The organism is Pseudomonas sp. FW305-3-2-15-E-TSA4, assembly GCF_058787295.1.
The window spans coordinates 1-14,471 of record NZ_JBYSZP010000005.1; the positions used below are offsets into that span (position 1 = coordinate 1).

At 61.9% G+C, this 14,471-nt stretch carries 14 protein-coding genes; 9 read left to right on the plus strand and 5 right to left on the minus strand.

Features of this window, described 5'->3' with window-relative positions; genetic code table 11:
• Positions 1–96: 96 nt before the first annotated feature.
• Positions 97–1,302 (minus strand): molybdopterin molybdotransferase MoeA, encoded by a 1,206-nt coding sequence (locus AC3WMV_RS07880; protein WP_103367727.1) that lies wholly within the window; start codon positions 1,300–1,302, stop codon positions 97–99.
• The gene (moaB, locus tag AC3WMV_RS07885; protein WP_007964888.1) at positions 1,299–1,838 is read right to left on the minus strand and encodes a molybdenum cofactor biosynthesis protein B; all 540 of its coding nucleotides are present in this window, start codon (positions 1,836–1,838) and stop codon (positions 1,299–1,301) included. Before moaB ends, AC3WMV_RS07880 begins: the two co-directional genes overlap by 4 nt.
• A gap of 285 nt (positions 1,839–2,123) precedes the next feature.
• Here moaB and AC3WMV_RS07890 point away from each other — a divergent pair, with 285 nt between their 5' ends.
• The 8 genes from AC3WMV_RS07890 (at position 2,124) to AC3WMV_RS07925 (ending at position 10,392) form a co-directional block, all read left to right on the plus strand.
• The gene (locus tag AC3WMV_RS07890) at positions 2,124–3,023 is read left to right on the plus strand and encodes a LysR family transcriptional regulator (protein WP_097090265.1); all 900 of its coding nucleotides are present in this window, start codon (positions 2,124–2,126) and stop codon (positions 3,021–3,023) included.
• Positions 3,024–3,268: 245 nt separating this feature from the next.
• The gene (gene fdhD, locus AC3WMV_RS07895) at positions 3,269–4,102 is read left to right on the plus strand and encodes a formate dehydrogenase accessory sulfurtransferase FdhD (RefSeq protein WP_103367726.1); all 834 of its coding nucleotides are present in this window, start codon (positions 3,269–3,271) and stop codon (positions 4,100–4,102) included.
• Positions 4,099–4,584, plus strand: coding sequence for a cyclic pyranopterin monophosphate synthase MoaC (gene moaC / locus AC3WMV_RS07900; protein ID WP_098964455.1), 486 nt, complete (start codon positions 4,099–4,101; stop codon positions 4,582–4,584). The genes fdhD and moaC overlap by 4 nt, the downstream gene beginning before the upstream one ends.
• Positions 4,581–4,832, plus strand: a complete 252-nt coding sequence (locus tag AC3WMV_RS07905; protein ID WP_095136553.1) for a MoaD/ThiS family protein — start codon at positions 4,581–4,583, stop codon at positions 4,830–4,832. The genes moaC and AC3WMV_RS07905 overlap by 4 nt, the downstream gene beginning before the upstream one ends.
• 2 nt (positions 4,833–4,834) lie before the next feature.
• On the plus strand, positions 4,835–5,296 hold the full coding sequence (gene moaE, locus AC3WMV_RS07910) for a molybdopterin synthase catalytic subunit MoaE (RefSeq protein ID WP_103367725.1): 462 nt from the start codon (positions 4,835–4,837) through the stop codon (positions 5,294–5,296).
• A gap of 420 nt (positions 5,297–5,716) precedes the next feature.
• The gene (gene chrA / locus AC3WMV_RS07915) at positions 5,717–7,060 is read left to right on the plus strand and encodes a chromate efflux transporter (protein ID WP_103367724.1); all 1,344 of its coding nucleotides are present in this window, start codon (positions 5,717–5,719) and stop codon (positions 7,058–7,060) included.
• A 536-nt stretch (positions 7,061–7,596) separates the two neighbouring features.
• Positions 7,597–8,961, plus strand: coding sequence for a glutamine synthetase family protein (locus AC3WMV_RS07920; RefSeq protein ID WP_103367723.1), 1,365 nt, complete (start codon positions 7,597–7,599; stop codon positions 8,959–8,961).
• A gap of 147 nt (positions 8,962–9,108) precedes the next feature.
• The gene (locus tag AC3WMV_RS07925) at positions 9,109–10,392 is read left to right on the plus strand and encodes an NAD(P)/FAD-dependent oxidoreductase (protein ID WP_103367722.1); all 1,284 of its coding nucleotides are present in this window, start codon (positions 9,109–9,111) and stop codon (positions 10,390–10,392) included.
• Positions 10,393–10,497: 105 nt separating this feature from the next.
• Here the strand turns inward: AC3WMV_RS07925 and AC3WMV_RS07930 are convergent, their stop codons facing one another.
• Both AC3WMV_RS07930 and AC3WMV_RS07935 read right to left on the minus strand, forming a co-directional pair.
• Positions 10,498–11,283 (minus strand): DeoR/GlpR family DNA-binding transcription regulator, encoded by a 786-nt coding sequence (locus AC3WMV_RS07930; RefSeq protein ID WP_103367721.1) that lies wholly within the window; start codon positions 11,281–11,283, stop codon positions 10,498–10,500.
• 252 nt (positions 11,284–11,535) lie between these two features.
• The gene (locus tag AC3WMV_RS07935; protein ID WP_177408963.1) at positions 11,536–12,429 is read right to left on the minus strand and encodes a LysR family transcriptional regulator; all 894 of its coding nucleotides are present in this window, start codon (positions 12,427–12,429) and stop codon (positions 11,536–11,538) included.
• A gap of 84 nt (positions 12,430–12,513) precedes the next feature.
• On the opposite strand from AC3WMV_RS07935, the gene AC3WMV_RS07940 reads away from it, so the two are divergent.
• Positions 12,514–13,290 (plus strand): NAD(P)H-dependent oxidoreductase, encoded by a 777-nt coding sequence (locus tag AC3WMV_RS07940; protein WP_103367719.1) that lies wholly within the window; start codon positions 12,514–12,516, stop codon positions 13,288–13,290.
• Positions 13,291–13,421: 131 nt separating this feature from the next.
• On the opposite strand, the gene AC3WMV_RS07945 is transcribed toward AC3WMV_RS07940, so the two are convergent.
• A complete protein-coding gene (locus AC3WMV_RS07945; protein ID WP_103367718.1) occupies positions 13,422–14,441 on the minus strand; it encodes an AbrB family transcriptional regulator in 1,020 nt (339 codons plus the stop codon).
• Positions 14,442–14,471 lie beyond the last annotated feature (30 nt).

The window sequence follows — 14,471 nt, forward strand, 5'->3', positions numbered from 1 at the left end:
CACCCTGATGAAGAATCAGGGCGAATACCGATCAGTTTGAGATTCTAGGGTTGCTGAGCAACATAGAATCTCCCACAGTTTTGATTTGTGTCGGGGTCAGAAGAGTTCGCTGAAGGGTATGAAGCGCAGCGGATCGCCAATGCCGTGGGTGCTGTTTTCCGGCACTTCCACCAGCCCATCGGCCCAGGTCGCTCCGAGCAAAACGCCGGAACTCTGGTTCGGATACAACACCGCGCGCCCCGCCTCCAGCCGCACCCGCAGATACTCTCGACGGCTGCCCGCCTTGTTCCAGGCGAACCCGGCATTCACCGTGAAGCTCAACGGCATGACCTCTTCCACGCCCTGAATGCGCAGCAGGTACGGCCGCGCCAGCAGGCCGAAGGTCACCAGCGCCGAGGTCGGATTGCCCGGCAGGCCAATCACCGGCACGCTGCCGAAATGCCCCACCGTCAACGGTTTGCCAGGCTTGATCGCCAGCTTCCACAGCAGCGGTTTGCCGTCCTCGCGCAGCACCTGCCCAAGGCAATCGGCATCGCCGGCAGACACCCCGCCGGTGGTCAGGATCAGGTCAGCCGCCACTTGCAGTTGCTCAAGTTTGAGCCGCGTCTGCGCCGGACGATCCGGCAGGATCCCGGCGTCGATCACCTCGCAGCCCAGTTCCTTCAGCCAGTGGCCGAGCAGCACACGATTGCTGTTGTAGATGCTGCCGGGACGCAGCGGCAGGCCCGGCTCGACCAGTTCGTCACCGGTCGACAGCAGCGCCACGCGCGGGCGTCGCACCACGTGCACCTGTGCCAGCCCCTGCCCGGCGGCGACCGCCAGTTCGAACGGCCCGAGGCGTTTGCCGGCACGCAGCAGGATGTCGCCGACGCGGTTTTCCTGTCCTTGCGCGCGGATGTTCTGCCCCGCCTTCAACGGCTGCAAAAAACGCACGCGGCCGTCCTCCAGCACTTCGACGTTCTCCTGCATCTCGACGCAGGTAGCGCCAGGTGGCAACGGTGCGCCGGTAAAGATCCGCGCACAGGTACCGGGCAGCAGCGCGTCCGGCGCCTGGCCGGCGTAGACCTTTTGCGACACCTTCAACGGCTGGCGATGCAGATCGGCCAGATTCAAGGCATATCCGTCCATGGCACTGTTCGGCCATGGCGGCAGGTCGAGTGTCGCCACCAGATCACTGGCCAACACCCGCCCGCGCACCTCGTCGAGCGGCAACAGTTCGCTATCGGCCAGACGTTGCTCATTGGCCATGCCGAGCAATTGGTCGAGGGCGTCCTCGACCGGCATCAACCCTGCCTTGCTCATCCGCGCGGCCCACAGGCAGCGACTGATTTGAGGTGCGGCACAAAGTTGCACGGGCGATGGCGGTTATCCAGTTGCTCGGCGAGGATGCCTTCCCACGCGGTGCGGCAGGCACCGGTCGAACCCGGCAGGCAGCACACCAGCGTGCCGTTGGACAGCCCGGCCAGCGCGCGGCTTTGCACGGTCGAGGTGCCGATGTCAAGAATCGAAATGGCGCGGAACAACTCGCCAAACCCGTCGATCTGCTTGTCGAGCAGACAGGCCACCGCTTCCGGCGTGCTGTCGCGCCCGGTGAAACCAGTGCCGCCGGTGATCAGCACCACCTGAATGCTGTCGTCGGCAATCCACTGCGCGACCTGGGCGCGGATCTTGTACAGGTCATCCTTGAGCAGGTTGCGCTCACTCAAGGTGTGCCCGGCCTCCAGCAGACGGCTGACCAGCAATTGACCGGACGTGTCGCTCGCGTAATCTCGAGTATCGCTGACGGTCAGTACGGCAATGTTCAGGGGGACAAACAGGGCATCCGCTTTCGCACTCATGGGAATCTCCGGCAGTAGTCAATCAGATTGCCAAGCAGCCTAAGTGCCACTTATGAGTACTGTCTAATCACTCTGGCCAACCACATTATCGAGCTGCTCTATCGGCGCCGTTGACCTCGGCCAACGCCTTTGAAACCATGGGCGATAGAGCTGATCGATAGGCTTTTCAATTCTTCCGATTGGACGCAGATACAGGCAGGTGAGATCGTCACACCTCGCGTTTTTCGTGCGCTGCGCGCATCTGCGTCAATACTCCATTCAATTTCTCAACGAGCAGGTGCCTGCGTGGACATCAAACAACTCAAGTTCCTGATCGCACTGGACGAAACCCGACACTTCGGCCAGGCCGCCGCCCGCTGCCACATCACCCAGCCGACCCTGTCGATGCGTCTGCGCAATCTGGAAGATGAGCTGGATCTGGTGCTGGTCAATCGCGGTCAGCGCTTCGAGGGTTTCACCCAGGCCGGCGAACGGGTACTGGCCTGGGCGCGCACCCTGCTGGCCGCGCATGACGGTCTGTTCGCCGAAGCGGCGGCGTGCCGCGGGCAACTGGTCGGTAGCTTGCGCCTAGGGCTGGTGCCACTGAGCAATTTCAACCCGGTCAATTACATTCAGAGTTTGTCCGGGACCTATCCGGAGCTGAAATTCAGCCTGTCGTCGGGGAGTTCCGACGAGATCATCGCCGGTTTGGGCAACAACCAATTGGATCTGGGCGTGTGCTACCTCGACCACGTCAACCCGAACTATTTCGATTTTTTCGAGATCGGCGAAACCCGCGTCGGTCTGCTTTACGACAACCGTCACTACCATTTCGAAGGCTCGGAAATGAGCTGGGAAGACGCCGCCGAACTGCCGCTGGGGATGATCACCACCGGCATGCATTACCGCAAATCCATCGACCTGAGCTTCCGCAGTCGCGGGCTCAATCCGCAGCCGATCCTGGAAAGTGATTCGACCTATCAACTGCTGCAGGCGATTCACCAGGGTTTCTGCTGCTCGATCATGCCGCTGGACAGCGGGCTGGAAGAGCCAATCGAACACCTGTCGTTCATGCAACTGCCGGATGCCAGCGTGCTGGCGCCGCTGGGGCTGGTAATGCGCAAGACCGAGCCGCGTTCGGCGATAGCCGAGAAGTGTTTTGCCGAGGCGCGCAAGTTGTTCGGGGTTGAGTTGCCGGTTGCTTGAGTGATCTCTCCAGACATTGATGCTGGCTGTCAGACCGTCTTCGCGAGCAAGCCCGCTCCCACAGGTTGAATGCATTTCAATTGTGGGAGCGGGCTTGCTCGCGAAGAGGACCGCCCAGCGAATACACATTTCGGATATAACAGCGGTGATCGACCCACCCAATCACCAGATCAGAACAAGCGATTGGACGCACTTTCACCACCCCCGTAGCCTGAACCCACTTCAGCGCTTCGGGACTTTTCAAGATGCTCTGCCACGTCGAATCCAACACCGAACCCAACGCCCCCGCCCCGCAACCGTCACAGGTGGCGTTTCGCGAATACCTGCCGCACGCCCCGCTCTCGCACGTCGCCCTGGCCGCGGAGATCGCCCTGGCGATCACCTTCAACGGCCTGAGCCAGGCGGTGATGATGGTCTCGCCCGGCAACCTTGAAGATTTCATCCGGGGCTTCAGCCTGAGCAACGCGATCATCGACAGCGTCGACGAGATCTACGACATCCGCCTGAGCCATTTCGATCAGGCCTGTCAGGCCGAGGTGCAGATATCCAGTCGCGCGTTCTGGGCGCTGAAAGATCATCGTCGGCAGATGGCCGGCACCAGCGGCTGCGGCATCTGTGGCGTCGAGGCGCTGGAGCAGGCGTTGCCGCAACTGCAGATTCTGCAACCCTGCGCGCTGCCGCCGGCCGCGCATTTTGACGGTATCCGCCAACGCATCGAACAGGCTCAGCAACTGGCCCGCAGCAGCGGCGCCCTGCACGCGGCGCTGTACTTCGATGCCAGCGGTGAGGCGCTGTTGTGCCGCGAAGACATTGGCCGGCACAACGCCCTCGACAAGCTGATCGGCGCGATGCAAATCGCTGACGTCGATGCGCGCCAGGGCTTCGTGGTGGTCACCAGCCGTTGCAGCCTGGAGCTGATCCACAAAGCCGTGCGCGCCCGACTTGGCACCCTTGTCAGCCTGTCCGCCCCCACCGCGTTGACCGTGCGTTGGGCGCTCAAGCATCGGCTCAATCTGATCCACGTGCCGCACCGCAACGCCCCCCGAATCTACAGCCCGATCCAGGAGCTTTTGCCATGAGCAACACCCTCACCCACCTTGATGATCAGGGCCGCGCCAACATGGTCGACGTCAGCGACAAAGCCGCGACTCGCCGCGAAGCCACGGCGCAGGCCTGGGTGCAGATGCAACCGCAAACGCTGCAGATGATCCAGGCCAACGGTCACCCCAAGGGCGACGTTTTCGCCGTGGCGCGCATCGCCGGAATCCAGGCGGCCAAACGCACCCACGAACTGATCCCGCTGTGCCATGCGCTGCTGCTCAGCTCGATTCACGTTGAACTCAAGGCCTGCGAACCGGACCGCGTGCAGATCACCAGCACCTGCCGCCTCACCGGCCAGACCGGCGTCGAACTCGAAGCCCTGACCGCCGCCAGCGTCGCGGCGCTGACCATTTACGACATGTGCAAAGCCGTGGACCGGGCCATGGTCATCGGCGACATCCGCCTGCTCAGCAAACAGGGCGGCCGCTCCGGGCATTTTCAATGGGAGAACGCGCAATGATCCTGATCAACTACTTCGCCAGCTACCGTGATCGCCTGAATCTGGGCGGGGAAAAAATCCCCCTGAGCGACGACCTGACCTGTATCGAGGACGTGCGGCAGATGCTCATGGCCCGTGGTGAGGAATGGCGCGAAGTGCTTGGCGCCGGCAACCTGATGTGTGCGTTGAACCAAGAGCTGTGCCAACCGAGCGCGGCGATCGAAGACTTCGACGAGATCGCGTTTTTCCCACCGGTCACCGGGGGCTGAGCATGACGGTTCGAGTTCAGTACAAAAGCTTCGACGTCGGCCAGTTGACCGCCGACCTGCATGCGCGCAATCCACGGGTCGGCGCGGTGGTGAATTTCATCGGCTATGTGCGTGATCTGAACATCGGGCAGAGCGTGAACGAGCTGTTCCTCGAGCACTATCCGGGCATGACCGAAAAAGCCCTCGAACGGATCGCCGACGAGGCACGCGAGCGCTGGCCGCTGCTGGGTGTGGAGATTGTGCATCGGGTCGGCGCACTGGCGGTGAGCGAGCCGATCGTGTTTGTTGGCGTCAGCAGCAAGCACCGGCACATGGCGTTCGAAGCCTGCGCGTTCATCATGGACGTGCTCAAGACCCGCGCGCCGTTCTGGAAACGCGAGAGCACAGCGCAGGGTTCGTACTGGGTCGAGGCGCGGGAGAGTGACCAGAATGCGGCGCTGCGCTGGAGTCTGGCGCATGCCTGAAGATCAAGAGCCCCTCACCCTAGCCCTCTCCCCGAGGGAGAGGGGACTGATTGGGGGATATTGAAGAAATTCACCGAATTGAAAGATTGGTTCTGAATCCATAATCGACTCGATCTTTCAGGTCGATGGATAACGCCAGACACCTCCGTCGGCCCCTTCACGCGCAGGCGTATGGCTGAAGATCAAATCCATCATCGACTCGATCTCTCAGGTCGATGGATAACGCCAGACACCTCGGTCGGCCCCTTCACGCGCAGGCGTATGGCTGAAGACCAAATCCATAATCGACTCGATCTCTCAGGTCGATGGATGACGCCAGACACCTCGGTCGGCCCCCTCTCCCTCTGGGAGAGGGTTGGGGTGAGGGTTGAAAGTCTGATTAGATAGCCACTCCGCCAGGATTAAACTCCGGAGTTTCGTTTGAGCACAGCGCCCAACAACCTGCCCCGCCCCGCTCCCGTCACCTTGCGCCAGGCCTGGCGCTTCTGGCTCAAGCTCGGCTGCATCGGTTTCGGTGGCCCCGCCGGGCAGATCGCGATCATGCATCAGGAACTGGTCGAGCGCCGGCGCTGGATCTCCGAGCGGCGCTTTCTGCATGCACTCAACTACTGCATGTTGCTGCCCGGCCCCGAGGCCCAGCAACTGGCAACCTACATTGGCTGGCTGTTGCATCGCACCTGGGGCGGGGTGATCGCCGGGGCGCTGTTCGTGCTGCCGTCGCTGTTCATCCTGATTGCGCTGTCGTGGCTGTACATCGCGTTCGGCGATGTACCGGTGGTGGCCGGAATTTTCTATGGAATCAAACCGGCGGTGACCGCGATCGTCTTGCACGCCGCGCACCGTATCGGTTCGCGGGCGCTGAAAAACAGTTGGTTGTGGGCGATCGCCGGGGCGTCATTCGTGGCGATTTTTGCCTTGAATATGCCGTTCCCGCTGATCGTCCTCGGCGCGGCATTGCTCGGCTATTTTGGTGGACGCTTGGCGCCACAGCGCTTCAACAATGGCGGGCAGCGCAGCAGTGCCAAATCCTTCGGCCCGGCGCTGATCGATGACGACACACCGACACCTGAGCATGCGCGATTCAGCCTGCCGAAACTGTGGCGTCTGCTGCTGGTTGGCGCAGCGCTGTGGTGTTTGCCGATGGGCCTGCTGACCGCGCTGTTCGGCTGGGATGGCACCTTCACGCAAATGGGCTGGTTCTTCACCAAGGCCGCATTGCTGACCTTCGGCGGCGCTTACGCGGTGTTGCCCTACGTCTATCAGGGCGCGGTCGGGCACTATGGCTGGCTGACGCCGACGCAGATGATCGACGGCCTCGCCCTCGGCGAAACCACGCCCGGGCCGTTGATCATGGTGGTGGCGTTTGTCGGTTTCATCGGCGGTTACGTGCAACCGGCGTTCGGCGCGGAACATGCGTTCGCCGCGGGCGCACTGGCGGCGACGCTGGTGACCTGGTTCACCTTCCTGCCCTCGTTCCTGTTCATCCTCGCTGGCGGGCCGTTGGTGGAATCAACGCACAACGAACTGAAGTTCACTGCACCGCTGACCGCGATCACTGCGGCAGTGGTTGGGGTGATTCTCAACCTGGCGTGTTTCTTCGCCTATCACGTGTTCTGGCCGAACGGTTTTGCCGGGCACGCGGATCTGTTTTCGATCGGGCTGGCGCTGCTGGCGGCACTGGCGCTGTTCATTTTCAAACGCGGGGTGATCGAAGTGTTGATCGTTTGCGCCCTTGCCGGGCTGGGCTTTCATCTGATGCGCTGAATCCTGGCCTGCGATTCTCCCGTTTACACGCCCGCGAATTCCCCCTTACTATCCGGGCACACCGGTCGGCGGGCCTGCCCCGCCACCGACGTTTTCCGCCAACGGAAACACGCGTTATGAGCACGTCACCACAACAACCAGAAAGGTTGAACGTCTCCGCTGTGTGCGCCCTCTGTCACAGGGGCCGCGCATGAACCGTATCGTCAATCTCCCCATGGCCCTGCGCCGTTCCAAGCTGCGTCACTCCGCACGCCCGCCGGATATCGCCTGCTGATTTCCATCAGTCAGAAAAGATCCATTGTGGTGAGGGGATTCATCCCCGATGGACTGCGCAGCAGTCCCTATCTTTTTGGCCCGCTACGCGCGCCGTCGGGGATAAATCCCCTCACCACAGGTTCAGTGTCACTTCCGACTGCCGGACATTAGCGAAATACTTTTTTCTTTTTGATATCCCTGCCAGGACACTACGCCTATTTACCGCGTCGTGTCCGGCCCGATCCTGCGCGCCCATGCGGCGCCATCGTGAGTGATTGACCATGAAATTCGCAGCCATCGAAGACGCACGCCTGTTCCTTGAACAGAACCCCGATATCGACATGATCGAGCTGTTCATCCTCGACGCCAATGGCGTGCCGCGCGGCAAGCTGTTGCACCGCGAGGAACTGCTTGCCGTATACGAAAGCGGTCGCCCGCTGCCCAGCACCATCCTTGGCCTGACCGTGCAGGGCGAAGACGTGGAAAACTCGGGTCTGGTGTGGGACGTCGGCGACATCGACTGCCGCGCCTACCCGCTCGAAGGCAGTCTGGTGCGCCTGCCGTGGCGGCAGATTCCGACCGCGGCGGTGCAGGTCAGCATGCACCCCGCCGAGGGAATGCCGGCGAGCATCGCCGACCCGCGTCATCTGTTGATCAAGGTGATCGACGGCCTCAAGGCCGAGGGTTATCACCCGGTGATGGCCTGCGAGCTGGAGTTCTATTTGCTCGACGCCAAACGCGATCACAACGGCCGTCCGCAACCGGCGCTGGACGCCGACGGTGGCCGACCGCGACACACCCAGGTCTACGGTTTGCGTGAACTGGAGCAGATCGAACCGTTCCTCGCCGACCTCTACAGCGCCTGCAAACTGCACGGCATTCCGGCGCGCACGGCGATCTCGGAATACGCCCCGGGCCAGGTGGAAATCACCCTCGAACACGGCGACGCGTTGCTCGCGATGGATCAGGCGGTGCGTTACAAACGCCTGGTCAAAGCCGTGGCACACAAGCACGGCATGCAAGCGACGTTCATGGCCAAGCCGTTCGATGATCTGGCCGGCACCGGCATGCACATGCATGTCAGCCTTGCTGATGGCGAGGGGCGCAATCTGTTCGCCGCCGAAGATCCGGCGGGCACCCCGCTGCTGCGTACGGCGATTGGCGGCATGCTCGCCTCGCTGCTCGATACGTTGCTGCTGTTCTGCCCCAACGCCAACTCCTACCGCCGCTTCCAGGCCAACAGCTATGCGCCTTTGGCGCCGACCTGGGGCGTCGACAACCGCACCGTCAGCCTGCGCGTGCCGGGCGGTCCGGCCAATACCCGGCATATCGAACACCGCATCTGTGGCGCCGACGCCAACCCGTATCTGGCGGCGGCAGCGATCCTTGCCGGGATCCATCGCGGAATTCGTGAAAATCTTGATCCGGGCGCGCCGGTCGAGGGCAACGGCTATGCGCAGGCCAAGGAATTGCTGCCGACCGATTGGCTGACGTCGCTGCAGGCGCTGGAAAATTCGGTGTGGGCACGGGATGCCCTGGGGCAGGAATTTCTCGGGGTGTACCTGGCGGTGAAGCGTGCCGAGTACCGGCAGTTCATGGCCGAGGTGGGTGAACAGGATTGGCGCTGGTATCTGACCGAAGCCTGAAGCCTCACCACTAACCCCTGTAGGAGTGAGCCTGCTCGCGATAGCGGTGTGTCATTCAGCAATAATGTGTCTGACATGGCCTCATCGCGAGCAGGCTCACTCCTACAGGGGACCGCGTACAACCGAAGAATTTGTGTGGACACAGACATGACCCAACGCTGCAATTCCTACTACACCGCCACCCTCAACCAGGACACCGACTACCCGACCCTGCAGGGCCGGCATCAGGTCGATGTGGTGATCATCGGCGGCGGTTTCACTGGCGTCGCCACCGCTGTCGAACTCGCCGAAAAAGGCCTGAAGGTCGCCATCGTCGAAAGCCACAAGATCGGCTGGGGCGCCACCGGACGCAATGGCGGACAAGTCACCGGCAGCCTCTCCGGCGACGGTGCGATGCGTAAACAGATGCGCCCGAAACTCGGTGATGAAGTCGACGATTTCATCTGGCACCTGCGCTGGCGCGGGCATGAAATTATCCAGCAGCGGGTCGAGAAGTACGGCATCCAGTGCGACCTCAAACACGGCCATCTGCACGCCGCCTACAAGCCAAGCCACATGGACGGTTTGCGCCAGGATTACGACGAAGCCGTGCGTCGCGGCCTGGGTGATGAGGTCAGCCTGCTCGACCGCAGTCAGGTGCGCGACCTGCTGCAAAGCGACCTCTACCACGGCGCGATCAAGAACACCCGCAATATGCACCTGCACCCGCTCAACCTGTGCATCGGCGAAGCGCGGGCGGCGGAAAGTCTAGGTGCCTTGATCTTCGAGAACAGTGAGGTGCTGGAAATCATTCACGGCAAAACCCCAGGGGTGCGCACCGCCCATGGCCAGATCGACGCCAATCAGGTGATGCTCGCCGGCGACGTTTATCACAAGCTCGAACCGGGCCAGCTAAAGGGCAAGATCTTCCCGGCCATGGGCGGCATCGTCACCACCGCGCCGCTGGGCGATCTGGCGCGGCAGATCAACCCCGAAGACCTCGCGGTGTACGACTGCCGTTTCGTCCTCGACTACTACCGCCTCACGGCCGACGGGCGCCTGCTGTTCGGCGGCGGCGCCAACTACAGCGGCAAGGATTCACGGGACATCGCCGCCGAACTGCGTCCGTGCATCGAGCAGACCTTCCCGGCGCTCAAAGGGGTGCAGATCGACTACCAGTGGAGCTGCGCGATGGGCATCGTGATCAACCGCATCCCGCAACTGGGCAAGCTCTCGGAAAACGTCTGGTATTGCCAGGGTTATTCCGGACACGGCATCGCCACCACCCACATCATGGGCGAAATCATGAGCCGCGCGATCACCGGGCAGATGGAACAGTTCGACACCTTTGCGCAGTGCCAGCATATTCGGGTGCCGATGGGGGATTTGCTGGGCAATCCGTTGCTGGCGGCGGGGATGTGGTATTACCAGATGCTTGAAAAGTTGCGTTGATCGCACTGGCCCCTTCGCGAGCAGGCTCACTCCTACAAGGGAAACGCGTTCCAACTGTAGGAGTGAGCCTGCTCGCGATGAGGCCATCAGCCTCAGCACAAAACTTCAGTCGGGCAACTGCTCCACCACAATCCCCAACCGCCGATAATCCTCGACACTCCCCGACGCCAGGTGCCGCTCGGTTATCAGCGTATGCAGGCGCGTGCACGACGCCACCACAAACGGCTCCACCGCGCCGAGCTTGTCCGCCGTGGTCACCGCAATCACCCGCGTCGCGCTGTCGAGCAGCGCCTGTTTCACAGGCACTTCATCGAAGTGCAGCGAGGTGATGCCCACCTCCGGGTGAATCGCACAGACGCCGGTAAACGCCAGATCGGCCTTGATGCCGGCCAGCATGCGCACCGCCTCGTGCCCGCTGGCCGACATCGTGCGCGGGTTCAGTTGCCCTCCGGCCAGAATCACCTTCACGCCCTTGTATTCGGACAAGGCAATCGCTGTCATCGGCGCGGCGGTCACCGCAGTGATCTGGATATCCGCGCGCAACGAGCGCGCCACCTGCAACGCGGTCGAACCGGAATCGAACAGCACAATCTGCCCGTCCTCGACCTTTTGCGCCGCCAACTGCGCCAGCCGCACTTTTACCTCATCGGTCTCCTCCAGACGGGTGAAGTAATCCTTGCCGCTGTCCTTGGGCCTTGGCAGCGCCCCGCCATGCACGCGCTGCACCAGCCCGGCGTTGTCCAGTTCGGCGAGGTCGCGGCGGATAGTGTCTTCGGACACGGCGAAGTGCTGGCTCAACTCGGAGGCCATGACCTTGCCGTCGCGTTCGAGGATCAGGAGGATTTTCTGCCGACGCAGGGATGGCAGTTCGGTGACCGAATGATCGTGCATGGTTTTGCCTGTTTATGCTTGTAGTTGCAGGTTTTGCCGAGACTAGCGAAAGCCTTGGGCAAACACAAACCGGCCGGTATCAATTGTTTCGATCATTGGAATCAACATGCCGAATTTTTTCTTTGCATTCAGCCTGTTCAGAATGGCCTCACTTTAAAAAGGCTCAGGATGAACAGCTGATGAATCTCAATTTTGCGTTTGCGTGCATGATCGTGGTGTCTTTTGCGATTGCGTTGGGCCACGCCTGATCCGTCATACCGACGCCGCCAGATGCTCACGCAACCATTTGTGTGCCGGATCGCGATGCGCGCGCTCGCCCCAGAACATCGCCATTTCGTAGCCCGGCACCGGCAACGGCGCATCGACTACCTGCAACGCCGGGTTGTCGCGAACCAAGCGTGACGGCAGCATCGCCACCAGATCGGTACTCGCCAGCACCGACATCACCATCAGAAAATGCGGCACCGACAGCACCACTTTGCGCGCCAGGCCGACCTCGGCCAGCGCCTTGTCGGTCACCCCGAAAAAGCCCCCGCCCTCGCGCGACACCATCACGTGTTCCAGCGCGCAGAACTGTTCGCGAGTCGGCTTACGCTTCAACCCCGGATGCCCGACGCGACCGGCCAACACGTAATGCTCGGTGAACAGCACCCGTTGATGCAGATCCAGCGGCGCCTCTTCGGTGATGTGCAGCGCCAGGTCAAACACGCCCTGCTCCGCCTGCCTGGCCAACTGCGCCGGCATCAGATCGAGTACCGCCAACCGTGTGCCCGGCGCCTGAGTGCGCAAACCGCTAAGGGCTGGCAGCACCACCGTCGATTCACCGTAATCCGTCGCCGCAACTTTCCAGATGTGGCGGGCCTGCGCCGGATCGAACGCGCTGGCCGGCGCCACCGCGCGTTCCAGTGCTTCCAGTGCCTCGCGCAACGGCTCGCGCAGTTCATCGGCCCGCGCCGTCGGCCGCATGCCCCGTGGCCCGGGCAGCAACAGCGGGTCGCCGAAGATCTCGCGCAACTTGGCCAGGTGCACGCTCACCGAAGGCTGCGACAGGCTCAAGCGCTCTGCGGCGCGGGTTACGTTGTGTTCTGCCAACAACACGTCTAGGGTCAACAGCAAGTTGATATCCAGACGTCGTAAATTATTCATGGCTATACCTGACATATCAGACATTCATTTCCAATATACCGATCAAGGATTGATCCTGCCTGCATTCAACCAAGGAGTTGCCACATGAATGTGCTACTGGTCTACGCCCACCCCGAACCTACTTCGCTCAACGGCTCGCTCAGGGACTTCACCGTCCAGCGTCTGCAAGCCGCCGGCCACACCGTGCAGGTCTCCGACCTGTATGCGATGAACTGGAAGACCACGATCGACGCCGATGACGCGCCCGGTCGCGATGAAAGCCGGCCATTCCACGCCTCGATCGATTCGAAACTGGCTTACCAACAGAGCCGGCAGTCCGCCGACATCGCCCGCGAGCAGGAAAAACTGTTGTGGGCCGACGCGCTGATCCTGCAATTCCCGCTGTGGTGGTTCACCATGCCGGCGATCCTCAAAGGCTGGGTCGAGCGCGTGTATGCCTACGGGTTTGCCTACGGTGTCGGCGAACACTCCGATGCGCGCTGGGGCGAGCGCTACGGCGAAGGCAAGATGAAAGGCAAACGCGCGATGCTGCTGGTCACCACCGGAGGCTGGGATTCGCATTACAGCCCGCGCGGGATCAACGGGCCGATTGATGATTTGCTGTTTCCGATTCAGCACGGCGTGCTGTTCTACCCCGGTTTCGACGTGGTGCCGCCCTTCCTGGTGTACCGCGCCAGCCGCATGGATCAAGCGCGGTTTGCCGAGACCTGCGAGGCACTGGGCACGCGTCTGGATGAATTGTGGAGCACGCGGCCGATAGCGTATCGGCAGCAGAATGCCGGGGATTACGAGATTCCGGCGTTAACGCTCAAGGACGATGTCGCCCCCGGTGAGGAAGGCTTCGCCGCGCATCTGCGTTGACCCGAAAAAAAAGATCGCAGCCTTCGGCAGCTCCTACAGGGAAAACGTAATTCCTGTGTAGGAGCTGCCGAAGGCTGCGATCTTTTGCTTCTAATGTGCTGTAGGCGCACCGGCCCGACGTCCAGGCCGGATCAGCTTTGTTCCCGCACTCGCCGCACCTGCACCAACAACGCCGGCGCAAAGTGCAGCAACACCATCCGCGCCAGATGATGCGTGAGGATAAACACCACATTCAGCCCGCCGGCAAACGCGACAATCGCAATCGTCTCGATCGCCCCCGGCATGTACGCCAGCCACAGCGACAGCGGATCACTGCCCAGCCACCGCGCCGCCACTTTGGCAAATGCCGCCGCCACCACGATCATCAGCCCCACCGACACCAACGCCGTCCGCCCGTGCCGCCCCAGCTCCGCAAGGCCGAGTCCCTGAAAGCGCGAGCCAATCCGCACGCCGAGAATCAGCGCCGCCAGGTTCAGGCTCCAGTCCGGCATGTGAAAGCCGTGCAGCCATCCCGATTTCACAAACACCGCAGTGAGCAGAATTGCCGTCAACATGAACGGCGCAGGCACGCCGATCACCAGCAGCAAGCGCCCGAGCACCACGCTCAGGCCAATCAGAACGAATACGGTCAACGCCATACCCGTGCTCAACGGAGCGCTTTCAACCACTGTCAACGAAGCTTGCCCGGGAATCAAAAAGCTCACCAGCACCGTGATCAACAGCAAGCGCATCAGGTGCACGATGATGACCTTGCTCGAGGCCTTTTCCGACTCCAGCAAATCGAACACCGCCGCCAGTGCGCCGGGGTACACCGCGAGTAGCGCATCGGTGCGATTCCATCCCGCGCCGCGAGTCAGCCACCATCCGGCGAGGGCAATCTGCACGGTCAGGCATATCAGCAGAACGCCGAGGCTTGGCAACATCGCCGAAGCCGTCGCACTGTCCCACGCCTCGAACATCAGCCCGGTGGCGATGCCCAGCGTGACCTGGATGTAGCCCAAACCATAAGGCGTCGCAGGGGCAAACCCGAACTTGGTGGCGACCAATGCGGTGACAAGAATCGCCCCCAGCAACAGGCCATGAGGAACACCGCTGACCTGCAATGCAGCGCCAACGGCGGCCGCGATCAACAAACACAGAATCGATTTCATATTCTTCGCCTTCCTGGCTATTCAACTGAC